The 17991-nt window shown below is 72.4% G+C and carries 14 protein-coding genes; 4 read left to right on the top strand and 10 right to left on the bottom strand.

Annotation, left to right across the window (positions count from 1 at the left end):
* Positions 1-9 precede the first annotated feature (9 nt).
* The 4 genes from ABEB17_RS09195 to ABEB17_RS09180 form a co-directional block, all read right to left on the bottom strand.
* On the bottom strand, positions 10-1371 hold the full coding sequence (locus ABEB17_RS09195; RefSeq protein ID WP_378226916.1) for a M16 family metallopeptidase: 1362 nt from the start codon (positions 1369-1371) through the stop codon (positions 10-12).
* Positions 1372-1379: 8 nt separating this feature from the next.
* Positions 1380-3644, bottom strand: a complete 2265-nt coding sequence (locus ABEB17_RS09190; RefSeq protein ID WP_345716404.1) for a polyribonucleotide nucleotidyltransferase — start codon at positions 3642-3644, stop codon at positions 1380-1382.
* A gap of 345 nt (positions 3645-3989) precedes the next feature.
* A complete protein-coding gene (gene rpsO / locus ABEB17_RS09185) occupies positions 3990-4259 on the bottom strand; it encodes a 30S ribosomal protein S15 (protein ID WP_345716403.1) in 270 nt (89 codons plus the stop codon).
* 97 nt (positions 4260-4356) lie between these two features.
* Complete coding sequence (locus tag ABEB17_RS09180; protein WP_345716402.1) at positions 4357-5394, bottom strand: bifunctional riboflavin kinase/FAD synthetase; 1038 nt, start codon at positions 5392-5394, stop codon at positions 4357-4359.
* Positions 5395-5525: 131 nt separating this feature from the next.
* Between ABEB17_RS09180 and ABEB17_RS09175 the strand changes: the two genes are divergently transcribed.
* Entirely contained in the window at positions 5526-7274 is a 1749-nt protein-coding gene (locus ABEB17_RS09175; protein WP_345716401.1) for a S8 family peptidase, read from the top strand.
* Positions 7275-7314: 40 nt separating this feature from the next.
* On the opposite strand, the gene ABEB17_RS09170 is transcribed toward ABEB17_RS09175, so the two are convergent.
* Complete coding sequence (locus ABEB17_RS09170; RefSeq protein WP_345716400.1) at positions 7315-8304, bottom strand: GNAT family N-acetyltransferase; 990 nt, start codon at positions 8302-8304, stop codon at positions 7315-7317.
* Positions 8305-8410: 106 nt separating this feature from the next.
* Here ABEB17_RS09170 and ABEB17_RS09165 point away from each other — a divergent pair, with 106 nt between their 5' ends.
* Positions 8411-9187 (top strand): MerR family transcriptional regulator, encoded by a 777-nt coding sequence (locus tag ABEB17_RS09165; protein ID WP_345716399.1) that lies wholly within the window; start codon positions 8411-8413, stop codon positions 9185-9187.
* Between the two features lie 51 nt (positions 9188-9238).
* Here ABEB17_RS09165 and ABEB17_RS09160 read toward each other — a convergent pair whose 3' ends face one another.
* Positions 9239-9877, bottom strand: a complete 639-nt coding sequence (locus ABEB17_RS09160) for a PadR family transcriptional regulator (protein WP_378226963.1) — start codon at positions 9875-9877, stop codon at positions 9239-9241.
* Positions 9878-10339: 462 nt separating this feature from the next.
* Here ABEB17_RS09160 and ABEB17_RS09155 point away from each other — a divergent pair, with 462 nt between their 5' ends.
* Positions 10340-11668, top strand: a complete 1329-nt coding sequence (locus tag ABEB17_RS09155) for a glycoside hydrolase family 6 protein (protein ID WP_345716397.1) — start codon at positions 10340-10342, stop codon at positions 11666-11668.
* Between the two features lie 34 nt (positions 11669-11702).
* Here the strand turns inward: ABEB17_RS09155 and truB are convergent, their stop codons facing one another.
* Both truB and ABEB17_RS09145 read right to left on the bottom strand, forming a co-directional pair.
* Positions 11703-12650, bottom strand: coding sequence for a tRNA pseudouridine(55) synthase TruB (truB, locus tag ABEB17_RS09150; protein ID WP_345716396.1), 948 nt, complete (start codon positions 12648-12650; stop codon positions 11703-11705).
* Complete coding sequence (locus ABEB17_RS09145) at positions 12647-13243, bottom strand: TetR/AcrR family transcriptional regulator (protein ID WP_345716395.1); 597 nt, start codon at positions 13241-13243, stop codon at positions 12647-12649. The genes truB and ABEB17_RS09145 overlap by 4 nt, the downstream gene beginning before the upstream one ends.
* Before the next feature lie 70 nt (positions 13244-13313).
* Here ABEB17_RS09145 and ABEB17_RS09140 point away from each other — a divergent pair, with 70 nt between their 5' ends.
* A complete protein-coding gene (locus ABEB17_RS09140; RefSeq protein WP_345716394.1) occupies positions 13314-14777 on the top strand; it encodes an MFS transporter in 1464 nt (487 codons plus the stop codon).
* Positions 14778-14839: 62 nt separating this feature from the next.
* Here ABEB17_RS09140 and rbfA read toward each other — a convergent pair whose 3' ends face one another.
* Entirely contained in the window at positions 14840-15295 is a 456-nt protein-coding gene (gene rbfA, locus ABEB17_RS09135; protein ID WP_345716393.1) for a 30S ribosome-binding factor RbfA, read from the bottom strand.
* A 121-nt stretch (positions 15296-15416) separates the two neighbouring features.
* A partial coding sequence (infB, locus tag ABEB17_RS09130; protein ID WP_345716392.1) for a translation initiation factor IF-2 occupies positions 15417-17991 on the bottom strand: 2575 nt, incomplete at its 5' end.

Raw genomic sequence — 17991 nt, 5'->3', positions numbered from 1 at the left:
CCCGTCAGCCTAGAGGCCGAACGCGGTGTCCTCGTCGAAGGGTCCGACGACCGCGAGCGAGCGCGGGCGGGCGGCCAGGTCGGCTGCCACCGCGCGCACCTCGTCCGCCGAGACCGCCTCGATCCGGGCCAGCACGTCGTCCATCGTCACGTACTCGCCGTAGACCAGCTCGGCCTTGCCCAGCCGGGTCATCCGGGAGCCGGTGTCCTCCATGCCGAGGACGAGGCCGCCGCGCATCTGCCCGATGCCGCGCACGAGCTCCTCGGCGTCGATGCCGTCCTCGGCGATGCGCTCCAGCTCGGCGTTCATCAGGGAGATGACCTGCTTGGCCTTGCCCGGCGTGCACCCGGCGTACAGACCGAAGTAGCCGGAGTCCGCGTAGCTCGACGCGAACGAGTACACCGAGTACGCCAGACCGCGCTTCTCGCGCACCTCCTGGAACAGCCGGCTGCTCATGCCACCGCCGAGCACCGCGTTCAGCACCGACAGCGCGTAGCGCCGCTCGTCGGTCGCGGTCAGGCCGGTGGTGGCGAGGATGACGTTGGCCTGCTCGGTCGGCCGGCGGACGACGACGGTGCCGCCGGCGCCGTGGCCGGCGGTGACCGTGGTGCCCACCCGGCGGGCCGCGGGATGGGCCGCACCGCGTGCGATGCCGGAGCGGTCCAGCTCGGCCTCGAGCAGCCGGCACAGCGCGTCGTGGTCGACGTTGCCGGCGGCCGTGAACACCAGGGTGTCGGAGGTGTAGTGCTGGCGGAAGTGCCCCTGGACGTGCACGGCGTCGATCGCGGCGATGGTCTGGGGCGTGCCCCCGATGGGGCGGCCGAGCGGGTGGTCACCCAGCACGGCCTCGGCGATCCGCTCGTGCACGACGTCCGCGGGGTCGTCGTCGTTCATCGCGAGCTCTTCGAGGATGACGCCGCGTTCGGCGTCCACGTCCTCGGCTCGCAGCGTGGCGGAGGTGACCATGTCGGTGATCACGTCACCGGCCAGGCCCAGGTCGTCGTCCAGCACCCGGGCGTAGTAGCAGGTGTGCTCCTTGCCGGTCACCGCGTTCGCCTCGCCACCGACCGTGTCGAAGGCGACGGCGATGTCGAGCGCGGAGCGGCGGGAGGTGCCCTTGAAGAGCAGGTGCTCCAAGAAGTGCGTGGCGCCGCGGAAGCCCTCGGCCTCGTCGCGGCTGCCCACGCCGACCCAGCAGCCGAGCGTGACGCTGCGGACGCCGGGGACGTGCTCGCTCAGCACCCGCACCCCGCCGGGGAGGACCGTACGTCGCACGAGTGCGTCGCCGGCCTCCCCGGCCAGGGTGCTGGTCAGCTCACCGGTCAGCGGCAGCGGGACTGCGCCCGCCGCGCGGACTGGTAGCTCTCGCAAGGTGTGGCTCAGACCTCGGCCGGGGCCTCGGCAGCGGTCACGTCCGCGGTGCCGCCGTCCTGGCCGGCGTCCTCGGCGAGCACCGCAGCCAGGCTGAGCTTGCCGCGCGGGTCGATCTCCTTGAGCTCGACCTGGACCTTCTGGCCCACGGCGAGCACGTCCTCGACCGAGTCGATGCGCTTGCCGCCGACGAGCTTGCGGATCTCGGAGATGTGCAGCAGGCCGTCCTTGCCGGGCGTCAGGCTGATGAACGCGCCGAACGTCGTGGTCTTGACCACGGTGCCCAGGAAGCGCTCGCCGACCTCCGGCATCTGCGGGTTCGCGATGGCGTTGACCATGTTGCGAGCCGCTTCCGCCGACGGACCGTCGGTGGCGCCGATGTAGACGGTGCCGTCGTCCTCGATCGAGATCTGGGCGCCGGTCTCGTCCTGGATCTGGTTGATCATCTTGCCCTTCGGCCCGATGACCTCGCCGATCTTGTCCACCGGGACGTGGATCGCGATGACCCGCGGCGCGTACGGCGACATCTCGTCCGGGGCGTCGATGGCCTCGGCCATGACGTCCAGGATGTGCAGCCGGGCGTCGCGCGCCTGGGTGAGCGCACTGGCCAGCACGGAGGCGGGGATGCCGTCGAGCTTGGTGTCCAGCTGGATCGCCGTCACGAACTCCTTGGTGCCGGCGACCTTGAAGTCCATGTCGCCGAAGGCGTCCTCGGCGCCGAGGATGTCGGTGAGCGCCGCGTAGCGGGTCTCACCGTCCACCTGGTCGCTGACCAGGCCCATCGCGATGCCGGCGACCGGCGCGCGCAGCGGCACACCCGCGTTGAGCAGGGCCAGCGTCGAGGCGCAGACCGAGCCCATCGAGGTGGAGCCGTTGGAGCTGAGCGCCTCGGACACCTGACGGATCGCGTACGGGAACTCCTCGCGGCTCGGCAGGACGGGCATGATCGCGCGCTCGGCCAGTGCGCCGTGCCCGATCTCGCGGCGCTTGGGCGAGCCCACGCGGCCGGTCTCGCCCGTGCTGAACGGCGGGAAGTTGTAGTTGTGCATGTAGCGCTTGCGCGTCTCGGGCGAGAGCGTGTCGAGCTGCTGCTCCATGCGCAGCATGTTCAGCGTGGTGACGCCCAGGATCTGGGTCTCGCCGCGCTCGAACAGCGCCGAGCCGTGCACGCGCGGGATGACCTCGACCTCGGCGGACAGCTGACGGATGTCGCTGAGCCCACGGCCGTCGATGCGCACCTCGTCGCGCAGGATGCGCTGGCGGATGAGCTTCTTCTGCACGCTGCGGTACGCGGCGGACAGCTCCTTCTCGCGACCCTCGAACGCGCCGTCCTCGCCGGCCAGGTGGCCGACCATGGCGGCCTTGATCTCGTCGAGGCGACCCTCGCGGTCCGCCTTGCCGGCGACCTGCAGGGCCTGCTCGAGGTCGGCCGCGACGGCCTGCTCGACCGCGGCGTACGCGTCGTCCGCGTAGTCCGGGAAGGTCGGGAACTCCAGCGGGGTGTTGGTGGCGCGGGAGGCCAGGTCGGCCTGCGCGCGAACCAGCTCGGCGATGAACGGCTTGGCGGCCTCGAGCCCCTGCGCGACGACCTCCTCGGTCGGCGCCGGGACGTTCTCGCCCTTGATCAGCGGCCAGGCGTTCTCGGTGGCCTCGGCCTCGACCATCATGATCGCGACGTCGGAGCCGTTGGCGGTCTCGACCACGCGGCCGGCGACGACCATGTCGAAGACGGCGCGCTCCATCTGGCTGTGGTTCGGGAACGCCACCCACTGGCCGTCGATCAGCGCGACGCGGACGCCGCCGATCGGGCCGCTGAACGGCAGGCCGGACAGCTGGGTGGACATCGACGCGGCGTTGATGGCCAGGACGTCGTACTGGTGGTCCGGGTTGAGCGCGAGCACGGTGATGACGACCTGGACCTCGTTGCGCAGGCCCTTGACGAAGGACGGGCGCAGCGGGCGGTCGATCAGCCGGCAGGTCAGGATGGCGTCGGTGCTGGGCCGACCCTCGCGGCGGAAGAAGGAGCCGGGGATCTTGCCCGCGGCGTACATCTTCTCCTCGACGTCGATCGTCAGCGGGAAGAAGTCGAAGTGGTCCTTGGGGTGCTTGCCGGCCGTGGTGGCCGCGAGCAGCATCGTGTCGTCGTCCAGGTAGGCGACGGCGGAACCGGCTGCCTGCTTGGCGAGCCGTCCGGTCTCGAACCGGATGGTGCGGGTGCCGTGGCTGCCGTTGTCGAGCACGGCCTCCGCGAACTGGGTGTCGGGACCCTCCATGTCGGGGTCACTCTCCGTTTCGTCTCATCAGTCATCGTCTGCAGACCGCCCGACACGGGCGGCCTGTCGTACCGACGGCGTGAGCGGCGCGTGGTCCCGGTCTTCGATCGAGGCCCACGGCCGGCGTCCGCTCACTGGCGGGTGCCTCCCGGGGGCCACTACCGAGGACCGGCGCTCCGTACGGCCGTCGTCTCGCTGTGCTGCGTGTTCAGTTGTGGTCCAGCTGGTGGTGCGGTCTGCCTGGTGCGATCTGGTGGTGCGATCTGGTGGTGCGGTTCGGTGCTCCGCCGGGGCACGCCCGACATGAGAACGCCGCGGCCCCCGATGGGGACCGCGGCGGTTGCGCTAGCGGCGCAGGCCCAGGCGCTCGATCAGCGAGCGGTACCGGGCGATGTCCTTGTCGCGCAGGTAGCCGAGCAGCCGGCGGCGCTGGCCGACGAGGAGGAGCAGACCACGACGGCTGTGGTGGTCGTGCTTGTGCTCCTTCAGGTGCTCGGTGAGGTCCTTGATGCGCTGCGTGAGCATCGCGACCTGGACCTCGGGCGAACCGGTGTCGCCCTCGTGCGTCGCGTACTCGGACATGATCTTGGTCTTGACTGCGGCGTCGAGGGGCAAGGCGGTTCTCCTGGTTTCGGTCGTTGCGCGGTGCACCGGGGCTTGTCCACCCGGGCTCTCTGGTTCCGCGGCCGTTCTGACGGCGGTGTCCAGGGTATCAGTCCGCCGAGGTCGTCCCGTCCACGTGCTCGTCGCCCTGCGGGTGCACCGGGTAGGTCGGTCCGTACGACCGCGGCACCACCCCGTGACCGAGGACCTCACGGCACTCCTGGACGTCGAGGCGCATCTGCTCGACCAGCCGGTCCACCGACTCGAAGCGCAACGTCGGGCGCAGCCGCTGCACCAGCTCCAGCACGACGCGCTCGCCGTACAGGTCGAGGTCGGTGCGGTCCAGGACGTAGGCCTCGACCCGGCGGCTGGTGCCGTCGAACGTGGGGTTGGTCCCGATCGACACCGCGGCGGGCAGCACCCGCTGGGCCGTCTCGTCGAGCGAGGGGCGGAGCAACCAGCCGGCGTACACGCCGTCCGCCGGGACCATCCCCTGCGAGTCAGGACCGAGGTTGGCGGTGGGGAACCCCAGCTCGCGACCGCGGTGGTCACCGTGCACGACCGTGCCGGTGACGCGGTGCGGCCGGCCGAGCGCCCGGGCAGCGCCCTCGACGTCGCCCTCGGCGAGCGCCTCGCGCACCCCGGTGGAGGACCAGCGCGCGGCGGACGCCTGGGGGTGCAGGTCCTCCAGGACGTCGACGTCGAAGCCGTGCAGCTCCCCGAGCTCGCGCAGGGTGCGCACGTCGCCGGAGTTGCGGTGGCCGAACCGGGTATCGGCACCGACCACCACGGCCCGCGCGTGCAGCACGTCCACGAGCACGCGCTCCACGAAGCGCTCCGGTGACCACTGGGCCAGCTCCGGCGTGAACGCCATGACCAGCGCGGCGTCCAGACCGGTGGCCGACATCAGGTCCAGCCGCTGGTCCAGGCTGGTCACGAGCTCGGGCGCGCGGTCCGGGAAGAGCACCTGCACGGGGTGCGGGTCGAACGTGATCGCCACGGACGTGGCAGACAGCGCGCGGGCGCGCTCCACGACCCGGGCCAGCACGGCGCGGTGCCCCGCGTGCACACCGTCGAAGTTGCCGAGGGTCACGACAGCGCCCGACAGGTCGGTCGGGACGTCGTCCAGGTCGTTCCAGCGCTCCACGGCGGACAGCGTACGGCGCGGGGACGACGCCGCTACCGGCAGGCGATTCGCCGGCCCTTCCACGTGGCGACCCCCGGGTCTACGTTGCGGGACACACCGGTTGACCCGGACCCCCACCAAGGGAGCGCGACATGCGCAGATCCGCCGTTCTCGTCCTCGGTTCCGTCCTGGCCGTCGCTGCGGCGACCGCCATCGCCCCGGCGTCGGCAGCCCCCATGGCCGCCGCCACCGGCACCTCCACGACCGCAGCCGCCTCGGGCAGCCAGCAGTACGTCGTCCTCTACACCTCGGCCGGCGCGTCGGCCTCGGCCCGCGCGGCCATCAAGGCCGCCGGCGGCACGATCGTCTCGGAGAACACCGAGGTCGGCTTCGCCGTGGTGCGCTCGGGCGCGTCCTCGTTCTCCACCGCGGTGTCCACGTCCGCCGCCGTCCGCGGCGCCGCGCGGGACCGCGTCATCGGGTACGCCCCCAAGGACGCCCGAGCCAAGGCGCTGACGAAGGACGACGTCGAGCGGCTGACGAAGGACCGCGCCGCGCGCGAGGCCACCGGCCAGGGTGGGCGCGGGCAGGCCGACGCCGCGCCGGCCGCTGCCCCTGCCGCCGAGCCGCTCGCCAACCGGCAGTGGGACATGCGTCAGATCGGCGCGACCCCGGACGGCTCCTACGCCGTGCAGCCCGGCAAGGCCACGGTCAAGGTCGGCGTCATCGACACCGGCGTCGACGGGACCCACCCGGACATCGCCCCCAACTTCGACGCCGCGGAGTCGCACAACTTCGTCACCGACCTCCCGGTGATCGACGGCCCGTGCGAGTACCCGTCCTGCATCGACCCCGTGGACCACGACGACGACGGGCACGGCACCCACGTCGCCAGCACCATCGGCTCACCGATCAACGGGCTGGGCATCGCGGGCGTCGCACCGAACGTCACGCTGCTGAACCTGCGCGCCGGTCAGGACTCCGGCTACTTCTTCCTCGCGCCGACCATCCAGGCCATCACCTACGCCGGTGACATCGGGGTCGACGTCGTCAACATGAGCTTCTACACCGACCCGTGGTTGTTCAACTGCGTCAACAACCCGGCGGACTCCCCCGCCGAGCAGACCGAGCAGCGCGTCATCCGCGAGACCACCCAGCGCGCCCTGGACTACGCCCGGGCGCACGGCGTCCTGCCGATCGCGGCCATGGGCAACGAGCTGACCGACCTCGGCCACCCGACGTTCGACGACACCAGCCCGGACTACCCGGCCGGCGCCGCGCACGAGCGCACCATCGACAACCGCTGCATCAGCGTCCCGTCCGAGAGCCGGGGCGTGGTGTCGGTCAGCTCGACCGGTCCCTCGACCCGGATGTCGTACTTCTCCAACTACGGCACCGAGCAGACCGACGTGTCCGCGCCGGGTGGGGACGCGTACGACTCCACGGACGAGACCCTCGACCCGCGGAACCTGGTGCTGGCGGCCTACCCGAAGTACGACGCCGAGGCGAACGGTGACCTCAACCCCGACGGAACGCCGAACAACGACTTCGTCGTGCAGGACTGCCAGGGCGGCACCTGCGGGTACTACCAGTACCTGCAGGGGACGTCGATGGCCAGCCCGCACGCGGTCGGCGTCGCCGCGCTCATCGTCAGCCAGTACGGCAAGCGGGACGCCCGGCACGGTGGCCTCACCCTGAACCCGGCCACCACGGAGCGGATCCTGCTCAAGACGGCCGTCGACCACGCCTGCCCGCAGCCGCGCACGTTCACCTGGACCCGGATCCGGCCGGACGGCTCGGTCGCCACGGCATCCGCGAAGTGCGAGGGTCCGGCGTCCAAGAACGGGTTCTACGGCAACGGCCTCGTGAACGCGTACGCGGCGGTGACCGGCGGCCACTGACCCCGAACGGCAGACGCGTCCGACCTGCGCCTGCGCCGGCTCAGTGCCCCACGAGCCGGTGCAGGCGCAGGAAGGTCGGCTCGAACCCGAGTCGCGGCCAGGTGCGCGAGGACAGCAGGTTGGTCGCCCGCCAGTCCGTGGCCACGCTGCGGTAGCCGGAGCGGGCCGACCAGTCGATGACGGCCTCGCCGAGCGCGCGGCCGATCCGGCGTCCGCGGGCCGCGGGCAGTACGGCCGCGAAGCCCAGGAACCCGCTGTGGTCGGCCAGGGCGGGGCCGCGGTGCAGGCTGGACAGCTCGAGCGGGCAGGCGATCGCCGAGCCCAGCACAGCGCCGTCCGGCTCACCGTCCAGCACCGCGACGAACGTGGTGAACCGGTCGTCGCCCCAGTCCTCCTCCCACTCCTCGCGAGCCTCGTCCAGCGTGGGTAGGTGGCCGGCCGAGAACACGGGCGATCGGCCCTGGTGCAGCGGGAGCTCGCGGTCGAGCTCGGCCAGCACCGGGATGTCGGCGCGGTCGGCTCGCCGGATCGTGATGCCAGGCAGCGCTTCGCGGCGGGCGGGCTCGCGGACCCCGTGCACGTGTTGCAGCCCGAAGCCCAGCCGGAAGAAGCCGTCCACCAGCGCCGCGCTGCTGGCTGGGACCAGCACGTAGTGCGCGACCTTCCCGGCGTCCACCCACGACTGCGCGGCGGCCGCGTAGAGATCGCGCACGGTCTCGGCGTCCTGGCTGGCCACCGCGCCGGACTCCATCCAGACGCTCGGTCCCCAGGGCGGGCCGTCCCCCGTCCGACCGATCAGGTACCCGACGGTCCGGCCCTCGCGCACCGCGACGGCGCCGCTCACGTTCTCGTCGCTCAGCTGCGCGCCCAGGTGCTCCCGGCAGACCGCCGCTTCCTCGTAGCCCGGGTCCAGCAGGGGGGCAGTGACCCGGTGAGCCTGGTGGCGGGTCGCCAGCAGCCGGGCCAGGGCGTCGAGGAGCTCGCCATCCTGGGCGTCGTCGGGGCCGATGAGGCGGATCTTCGTGCTCATCGCGGCACCGTACTGGCCGCGGTCGCCGTTGCGCACCGAGAATTTCGGCTTGACCCTGACGCGACGTGAGGCGGCACGCTCAGCAGGTCGAGGAAGGGAGGCCGTCGTGGGCGACGAGAGCGTCGAGCACGCCGTGGGTGAGGTGGCCGCGATGGCCGGGGTCAGCGTGCGCACCCTGCACCACTACGACCAGATCGGGCTGCTGCGCCCCAGCGGACGCACCGCAGCGGGCTACCGGCTCTACGACGACGGCGACCTGGCGCGGCTGCACGACGTGCTGGCCTACCGGGAGCTCGGCTTCGGGCTGGACCAGATCGCCGCGCTCCTCGACGACCCGCAGGCGGACCCCGCGTCCCACCTGCGCGAGCAGCACCGCCTCGTGCGGGACCGGATCGGTCGCCTCGAGAACGTGCTGTCCCACCTGGAGAAGATGTTGGAGGCGGAGCAGATGGGCATCAACCTGACCCCGAGCGAGCAGCTGGAGGTCTTCGGCGAGGGATGGCGAGGCGAGGAGCTCGCGGCCGAGGCCGAGGAACGGTGGGGTGACACGGACGCCTGGCGGCAGAGCCGGCGCCGCACCGCGCGCTGGAGCAAGCAGGACTGGCTGGCGATCAGGGCCGAGACCGAGGCACTCGAGGCCGAGCTCGCCCAGGCGATGCGCGACGGCGTCCCCGCGACCGACGAACGCGCCCTGGACCTGGCCGAGCGGCACCGCCGGGGCATCGAGCGGTTCTACGACTGCTCGCCGACGATGCACCGCGGGCTCGCGGACCTGTACCTGGCGGACCCTCGCTTCACGAGGCACTACGAGGACGTCGCCACCGGGCTCGCCCAGTACGTGCACGACGCCGTGCACGCGAACGCCGACCGCCGCGAGGGGTGAGCCCCCGCGGCGGCCGGCGCTGGTGCTGGTGCTGGTGCTGGTGCGGCTACGTCAGGCGTCGCCCTGCGGCTCGTCCGCGAGGATCCGGTAGAGGGACCGTCGCGCATCGGCCAGAACCGTTGCGGCCTGGGCGACCTGAGCCTGCGTGCCGACGTGCGCGACCTGCCGGGCGGCGCCCATCAGGGCACCGATCTCACCCATCAGGTCACGGGCCTGGCTGCTCACGCCGCCGCTGACGTCGTCCCACGGCGATCCCAGCTCGGCCGCGTGCTGCTCGACGTGCTCGCGACCGGCCTCGGTCAGGCTGGCGGTCTTGCGACCGTCGACCCGCTCGAACGTGACCAGGCCCTCGTCCTCCAGCTGGGACAGCGCCGGGTAGACCGAGCCGGGGCTCGGCGTCCAGACCCCGCCGCTGCGCTCGGTGATCTGCTGGATCAGCTGGTAGCCGTGCATCGGCTGCTCGGCCAGCAGGGTCAGGATGGCCGCGCGGACGTCGCCGCGACCTCCGCGCCCACCGCGTCGACCGCGACCGCGCTCCCGCGGACCGCCGGGGCCGAACCCACCAGGGCCGGGACCGAAGCCTGGCCCGAAACCGGGACCGAAGCCGCGTCCGCCGCCCTGGCCGCCGCGACCGCGCGGGCCGCGACGGCGACTCTCACGGCCGTCGTCCAGGTCATCGCCCTCACCCATCCTCCAGTCGGGACGGCGCTCGCCGCGACGCCCGAAGTGGTGGCCGCGGTGGTGCTCGCTGTGGTCGTGCTCGTGCTTCTCGTGCTTCTCGTGCTGCCGGCCGTCACGGCCGGGCTGCGTCTGTGTGGTGCTCATGGTGGTTCTCCTTGCTGCCACCCTCGGGCGGTCCGCTTGGTTCGGGACCATCTACCGACTGGGTGGCGATGCGTTGACGATATATCGGCACTACATCGCCTGTCAACTCCCCGCGTTGATCACGTTCAGTGGGTGCAGACCCGCTTCCCGAGGCGAACGACCCTCGAGAAGCGGCAGCAACCCTCGACCAACTGGCCGCGCGAGACGGGCAAGCCGTCCCAAACCGTTGACAACGGGTCGGTTCCGGCGGGATGGTGGCGGCCGTGGGAGCGCTCTCACACCATCCAGCCGAGAGCCGTCCCTCCTCGCAACGACGCAAGGAGTGCCATGTCCCGGACGCCCGCCCGCGCCACCCTCGTCCTGATCGTCGCGCTCGTGCTGCTGGCGTTCACCGCGCCCGCAGCCGAGGGCAGCGAGCGGAGCAGCGGCGGCTCGTCCCACCCGAGCAGCTCCCGGCTCTACGTGCCGCCACCGCCGGACGGTTCGCTCACCCAGGTCGCCACCTTGGCGCCCCGCGGTCGCCTCCGGGACGCCGCGCTGGTGCTCAAGGAGGTCACCACGCCGCAGGCGGTCTGGTTCACCAAGGGCACGCCGGCGCAGGTCCGCGCGGCGGTGCGCAAGACGATGGCCGGCGCCGCGCTGCAGCGCGCTGTGCCGACCCTGGTCGCCTACAACCTGCCCTACCGGGACTGCGGTCAGTACTCCGCGGGCGGTGCGGCCGGGACCGCGGCGTACGACGCGTGGATCGACGCGTTCGCCGCCGGGATCGGCGACCGGCGGGCAACCGTCGTCCTCGAGCCCGACGGCCTCGGCCTGATCCCGAACTACGTCTCGGCGCTCGACGGCAGCTCGAACTGCACCCTGGCCACCCCGCCGGGCGCGCCGGCCGACGGCGCGCCGACCCCGCAGAACCGGTTCGACCAGCTCAACCACGCCGTGGACACGTTGACCTCGCACCCGCAGGTCTCGGTGTACCTGGACGCCACGCACACCGCCTGGCAGAACGTCGGCGAGTCGGCCGACCGGCTGGTCAAGGCCGGGGTCCAGCGTGCGGCCGGGTTCTTCGTGAACGCCTCGAACTACCAGTACACGCCGAACCTGTCGCAGTACGGCACCTGGGTCTCGCAGTGCCTGGCGTACGCCACCAGCGTCAACGTGGGCGACTACAACGGCTGCCCGAACCAGTACTGGAACGGCGGTCCGAGCAACGGGTGGAACGGCGTCGCGCTGAACAACTACGGCGTGTGGAGCGACACCGCCAGCGCGGCCGACCTGAACACCCTCGGGGTCAACGAGCGGTACGCCTCGATGCTCGGCAGCACCGCGCCGACCGCGCACTTCGTGGTGGACACGAGCCGTAACGGCCAGGGACCGTGGCAGCCCGCCGTCGCGTACCCGGACGCCCAGGACTGGTGCAACCCGCCCGGACGCGGCCTCGGCGACCGCCCCACCACCGTCACCGGCAACCCGCTGCTGGACGCCAAGCTCTGGATCAAGACCCCGGGCCAGTCCGACGGGCAGTGCAACCGTGGCGTCGCGGGCGCCACCACCGACCCCGAGTGGGGCGGCATCACGGACCCCGCCGCCGGCGACTGGTTCCCGGCGCAGGCGCTCCAGCTCGCCCAGCTCGCCGCTCCCCCGTTGCTGGCTCACTAGCGCCGGACGGACGCCAGGTCAGTCGGCGGGCGGGTCAGTCGATGGGCGGGACGACGAGCAGCGACCGCGCGCTGTCCCCGCGGTTCTCGAGCAGGGCGACGAGCGAGCCGTCCGGTCCGAACGCGGCGACGGGGACGTCGTCCGTCGGGCTGGCCGGGACGCGCTGGCCGTACCGCAGCGTCCGGACGTCGGCCTCGGACAGCTCGCGGCTGGTGAAGGCGGCCCGGGCGGCGTCGGCCAGCAGCAGGACATCGAGCCGCTCCTCGAGCTGCTCCAGCGTCCGGGCCGAGCCGATCGCGTACGGCCCGACCGCGGTGCGGCGCAGTGCGGTCAGGTGCCCGCCGACCCCCAATGCCGCACCGAGATCGCGGGCCAGCGCGCGCACGTAGGTGCCGGACGAGACCTCGACCTCGACGTCCAGGTCCAGCACGGCCAGTGCGTCGTCGGCGCTCTCGTCCACCCCGGGCCGCACGTCGAGCACGTCGAACCGGTGCACGGTGACCGGCCGGGCCGCGAGCTCGACCTGCTCCCCGGAGCGCACCCGGGCGTACGAGCGCTGGCCGTCGACCTTGATCGCACTGACCGCGCTCGGCACCTGATCGATTGCTCCGGTGAGCGCCCGCACCGCGGGGTCGACGTCCGCGCGGGTCAGCCCCCCGGCATCCAACCGGGACGTCGCGTCGCCCTCGGCGTCGTCCGTGACCGTCGTGACGCCGAGCCGGATCGTCGCGGTGTAGGTCTTGTCGGCGCCGACCAGGTAGGTCAGCAGCCGGGTGGCGCGGCCGACCCCGACGACGAGCACGCCGGTGGCCATCGGGTCGAGCGTGCCCGCGTGGCCGACCTTGCGGGTGCCCGCCAGCCGGCGCATCCGGGCGACCACGTCGTGGCTCGTCCAGCCGGCCGGCTTGTCGACGACCACCAGACCGTCCGGCGCGGTCGGTCGGCGAGGCGGCGCGTCCGTCCGCCCCGGGGGCGAGCTCACGCGCCCGCGGCGAGCGCCGCCACGTCGCTCATCGCCGCGCCGAACGTGCACTCGGTGAGCGCGTCGAGGTCGGGGTCCTCGCCCAGGTGCAGCGGGGCGCCACTGGCCATCAGCACGTTGATCAGCATGCCGTGGGCGACGAACATCCGGGCGTCGTCAGCACTGGCGCCGGTGCGTTCGCGGTGCAGCCGGAACGCCTCGGCCAGCGTGAAGCGGGCGATGTGCCCGACCTTGGGGTCGGCGCCCGCGATGAAGCCGTGCATGATCACCAGCAGCAGGTCGCGGTCGGCCAGCAGCCGCACGTAGGCCTCGCCCATCTCGTGCTTGGCGTCCGGGCCGGCGGGGACCGCGGCGAGCGCGTCGATGACCCGCTTGCTCGCGTGCTCGTACACCTGGGCGAACAGCTCCTGCTTGGAGCCGAAGAGCCGGACGACGTAGGGCTGGGAGACCCCCGCCGCGCGGGCCACCTGGTCGGTGCTGGTGCCGGCGTAGCCACCGGCGGCGAACGCACCGAGCGCCGCCTTCAGGATCTGGTCCCGCCGCTGCTCGCCGGACATCCGTCGGGGCGCCGCTGACATCTCCGTGGAATTCATGGTTGACATGTTATCAGTCGATGCCTACTGTCGTCGCTTAGTAATCAATCAATGCTTACAAGGAGTTCCGATGACATCCGACACTCTGGGGCAAGCCCGGACGTCGTCCGGCTCGACCCGACGCGTTCCGCTCGCTCTCGCACTGCTCGCGGCGTCCCTGCCGATGTTCATGGCCACCCTGGACAACCTGGTCATCACCAACGCGCTCCCGGTGATCCGGACGGATCTCGGCGCCAGCGTCGAGCAGCTCCAGTGGTTCGTGAACGCCTACACGCTCACCTTCGCCACGCTGATGCTCGGCGCCTCCACGCTCGGTGACCGGTTCGGCCGTCGCCGGATCTTCGTGGCGGGGATCAGCCTGTTCACCCTCGCCTCGATCGCCTCGGCCCTGGCCACCACCCCGGCGATGCTGATCGCCTCCCGCGCGCTGCAGGGAGTCGGCGGCGCCGCCATCATGCCGCTGTCGCTGACCCTGCTCGCCGCGGCGGTGCCGCCGGCCAAGCGGGCGATGGCCATCGGCGTCTGGGGCGGCGTCGCCGGTCTCGGCGTCGCGCTCGGCCCACTGATCGGCGGCGCCGTCGTCGAGGGTGTCTCGTGGCAGGCGATCTTCTGGATCAACGTCCCGATCGCGCTCGTCGCCGTCCCCTTCATCCTGCGGGCCCTGCCCGAGAGCTACGGCCGCCGCGACCCGCTGGACGTGTCCGGCCTGGCCCTCGTGGGGGCCGGCGTCTTCAGCGGCGTCTGGGGTATCACCCGAGGCAACATCGACGGCTGGACGTCGACCCGCGTGCTGGTCGCCCTGGCCGCCAGCGCCGTGCTGCTCGTCGCCTTTCTCGTCCGGGAGAGCCGGACGGCGTACCCCCTGATCCCGCTGCGGCTCTTCCGTTCGCGCAGCTTCTCGATCGCCAACATCGCCGGGTTCGCGTTCTCGATGGGCATGTTCGGCTCCGTCTTCCTGCTGGTGCAGTACCTGCAGGTCGTCGACGGGTACTCCCCCCTCGAGGCCGGCGTACGGACCCTGCCCTGGACGGCGGCCCCGATGCTGGTCGCACCGGTGGCCGGGCTGCTCGCCCCACGGGTCGGCGTCCGAGCCCTGCTCTCGGTCGGGCTCACCCTGCAGGCCGTTGCGCTCGCCTGGATCGCCCTGGTCACCACCCCCAGCGGCACCTACGCGGAGCTGGTGCCGGCGTTTGCGCTGGCCGGGATCGGCATGGGCCTGACGTTCGCGCCCAGCTCCACGGCCGTGCTGGCCGACATGGCCGACGACGACCACGCCACCGCGAGCTCGACCAACGCGACCATCCGCGAGATCGGCGTGGCGCTCGGGGTCGCGGTGCTGGTCGCGGTGTTCGAGGGCGCCGGCGGCACGATCACGCCGGAGGGCTACACCGACGCGCTGCGGCCGGCCATCCTGACCGGCGCGGCTGTCGTGGCGGTGGGCGCCGTCGCGGCCCGCTGGCTGCCCCGCCGCTCCCCGCGCAGCTCGAGCGAGCCGGTCGAGGTGCTGCTGGCGGAGGCAGCGCCGGTCGGCTGACCGTCCGGCGAACCCGCTGACGTCCGAATGGATGGCTGTCACAGCAGCCATCCACTCGGACGTTACGGCGTCTGCTCGGCGTCGGCCTCGTCGTCGTCCTCGTGCGGCTTCTTGTACGGGTCGGCCTCGCCGGCGAAGACCTGGCCGCTGGCCCGGGCCGCGACCTCGGCGTCGTGCTCCGCGGCCTGCCGCAGCAGGTCGTCGATGTGCGCGGCGTTCTCCGGCATCGCGTCCGCGAAGAACTCGATGCTCGGGGTGAGCCGCAGGCCGGTACCCGCACCGACCTCGCGGCGGATGACGCCCTTGGCGCTCTCCAGCGCGGCAGCGGTGCCCGCCCGCTCCTCCTCCGAACCGAACACGGTGTAGAAGATCGAGGCGTGCTGCAGGTCACCCGTCACGCGGACGTCGGTGACGGTGACGAACCCGAGGCGAGGGTCCTTGATCCGACGCTCGATCGTCTCGGCGACGATGACCTTGATCCGGTCGGCGATCTTGCGGGCGCGGGGGTGGTCGGTCATCTCGTCACGTCCTCGTGTGCTCCTGCCCCGACGGAAACGGGGCCTTCTCGTCCTGCTGCGAGCCGCGGCTCCGGCGTGCCCGCCCACCCGCAGGCAGGGGGCACGCCGGGCCGGACGGCGGTCAGCTGCGCGGCTTCTCGCGCATCTCGTAGGTCTCGATCACGTCCTCGATCTGCAGGTCGTTGAACGAGCCCAGGTTGATACCGCACTCGAAACCGTCGCGGACCTCGGTGACGTCGTCCTTGAAGCGCCGCAGGCCGGCGATCTCGACGCTCTCGGCCACCACGGTGCCGTTGCGCAGGATGCGCGCCTTGGCGCCGCGACGGATCTCGCCCGAGCGGACCAGCGAACCGGCCACGTTGCCGAACTTGCTGGAGCGGAAGATCTCGCGCACCTCGGCGGTACCGAGCTGCACCTCCTCGTACTCCGGCTTCAGCATGCCCTTGAGCGCCGCCTCGACCTCGTCGATCGCCTGGTAGATCACCGAGTAGTACCGGATCTCCACGCCCTCGCGGTCCGCGACGTCAGCGTTCTGACCCTCGGCCCGGACGTTGTAGCCGATGATGATCGCGTCCGAGGCCATGGCCAGGTTGATGTTGTTCAGCGTGATGGCGCCGACCCCGCGGTCGATGATCCGCAGGTCGACCTCTTCGCCGACGTCGATCTGCAGCAGCGCGTCCTCGAGCGCCTCGACCGAACCGGACACGTCGCCCTTGAGGATCAGGTTCAGCGTCTCGACCTTGCCGGCCGCGAGCGCCTCGTTGAGGTCCTCCAGGCTGATCCGCTTGCGCGCCTTGGCCAGCGAGGCCTGGCGATCCGCCGCCTCGCGCTTCTCGGCGATCTGCCGGGCGGTGCGGTCGTCGGGCGCCACCAGGAAGGTGTCACCCGCCCGCGGCACCGAGGCGAGACCGAGCACCTGGACCGGGCGGGACGGACCCGCCTCCTCCACGTTCTGGCCGTGCTCGTCGAGCATGGCGCGCACGCGGCCGTAGGCGCTGCCGGCGACGATGCCGTCACCGACCCGCAGCGTGCCGCTCTGCACCAGCACCGTCGCGACCGCACCACGGCCACGGTCGAGGTTGGCCTCGATCGCGACGCCGCGAGCGTCCTTGTCGGGGTTGGCGCGCAGGTCGAGCGCGGCGTCCGCGGTGAGCAGCACCGCCTCGAGCAGGCCGTCGATGTTCTCGCCCTGCTTGGCCGACACGTTCACGAACATGGTGTCGCCGCCGTACTCCTCAGCCACCAGGTTGTACTCGGTGAGCTGCTGGCGGATCTTGTCCGGGTTGGCGCCTTCCTTGTCGATCTTGTTGACCGCCACCACGATCGGCACGTCGGCCGCCTGCGCGTGGTTGAGGGCCTCGATCGTCTGCGGCATGACACCGTCGTCGGCCGCCACCACGAGCACCGCGATGTCGGTGACCTTCGCACCACGGGCACGCATGGCGGTGAACGCCTCGTGACCCGGGGTGTCGATGAAGGTGATGGCGCGCTCCTGGCCCTCGTGCACGGTGTGCACCTGGTAGGCACCGATGTGCTGGGTGATGCCGCCGGCCTCGCCCTCGGCCACCTCCGCGGAGCGGATGGCGTCCAGCAGGCGCGTCTTGCCGTGGTCGACGTGACCCATGACCGTGACGACCGGCGGACGGGCGACCAGGTCCTCGTCGCCCTCGTCGGCCAGCTCGGCCTCGAGGTCGATGTTGAACTGGCCGAGCAGGTCGCGCTCCTCGTCCTCGGGCGAGACGACCTGGATGTCGTAGCCGAGCTCGGCGCCGAGCACGCGGAACGTGTCCTCGTCGAGCGACTGCGTCGCGGTCGCCATCTCACCGAGGTGGAACAGCACCGTCACCAGGGACGCCGGGTTCGCACCGATGCGGTCGGCGAAGTCGGTCAGGCTGGAGCCACGACGGACCCGGACGACGGTCTTGCCGTCGCCGCGGGGAACCGTGACGCCACCGAGCGACGGAGCCTGCATCTGCTCGAACTCTTGACGCTTCGCGCGCTTGCTCTTGCGTCCGCGCACGGGACGGCCACCACCGCGGCCGAACGCGCCCTGCGTGCCACCACGACCACCCGGGCCGCGGCCGCCGCCACCGGGACGGCCGGCGAAACCGCCGCCACCACCGGGCGCGCCGCCACCGCCACCGGGACGACCGGCGAAGCCACCGCCGCCGCCGCCCCCGCCGGGACGACCGCCGGGGGCCCCACCGGGACCACCACGGCCGGGCGCGCCACGGCCGGCCGCACCGGGACGGCCGACGGCCGGGCTCGGGCGAGCCGGCATCATGCCGGGGTTCGGGCGGGGTCCGCCCGCACCGGCCGAGCCGCCGGGCCGCGGCGCGGGCCGAGGCCCACCCTGCGGGCGAGGCATGCCCTGCTCGGACGCGAACGGGTTGTTGCCCGGCCGGGGCGCACCGGGTCGCGGCATGCCCTGGCTCGGTGCGAACGGGTTGTTCCCCGGACGCGGCGCACCGGGGCGACCGCCGCCCTCGGCCCGGGCGGCAGGGGCCGCCGGAGCGGACTCAGCAGCCGGGGCGCTGGGCGCGGCCGGACCGGGACGAGCGGACGGACGGGCCGACGGAGTAGCCGGCGCCTCCACAGCCGCTGCCGGCGCTGCCGGGGCGGCTGGCGCCTGCTCGGCCGCGGGCGCGACCGGAGCCGGGACGGGCGGCGCCGGGGTCGGCGCCGCGGGTGCCGCC

This window comes from Angustibacter luteus (assembly GCF_039541115.1).
Taxonomy (GTDB): Bacteria; Actinomycetota; Actinomycetes; order Actinomycetales; family Angustibacteraceae; genus Angustibacter; species Angustibacter luteus.
Note: the sequence above shows the minus strand (reverse complement) of the source record. Positions and strands in the feature narration are given on the sequence as shown.

What these genes read in the sequence shown, in the direction of transcription:
- ABEB17_RS09175 (WP_345716401.1), top strand. Translation starts at nt 5,526, where the DNA reads ATGCGCAGATCCGCCGTTCTCGTCCTCGGTTCCGTCCTGGCCGTCGCT.
- ABEB17_RS09160 (WP_378226963.1), bottom strand. Translation starts at nt 9,877, where the DNA reads ATGGGTGAGGGCGATGACCTGGACGACGGCCGTGAGAGTCGCCGTCGC.
- ABEB17_RS09140 (WP_345716394.1), top strand. Translation starts at nt 13,314, where the DNA reads ATGACATCCGACACTCTGGGGCAAGCCCGGACGTCGTCCGGCTCGACC.
- ABEB17_RS09170 (WP_345716400.1), bottom strand. Translation starts at nt 8,304, where the DNA reads ATGAGCACGAAGATCCGCCTCATCGGCCCCGACGACGCCCAGGATGGC.
- ABEB17_RS09145 (WP_345716395.1), bottom strand. Translation starts at nt 13,243, where the DNA reads ATGAATTCCACGGAGATGTCAGCGGCGCCCCGACGGATGTCCGGCGAG.
- ABEB17_RS09155 (WP_345716397.1), top strand. Translation starts at nt 10,340, where the DNA reads ATGTCCCGGACGCCCGCCCGCGCCACCCTCGTCCTGATCGTCGCGCTC.
- rbfA (WP_345716393.1), bottom strand. Translation starts at nt 15,295, where the DNA reads ATGACCGACCACCCCCGCGCCCGCAAGATCGCCGACCGGATCAAGGTC.
- ABEB17_RS09190 (WP_345716404.1), bottom strand. Translation starts at nt 3,644, where the DNA reads ATGGAGGGTCCCGACACCCAGTTCGCGGAGGCCGTGCTCGACAACGGC.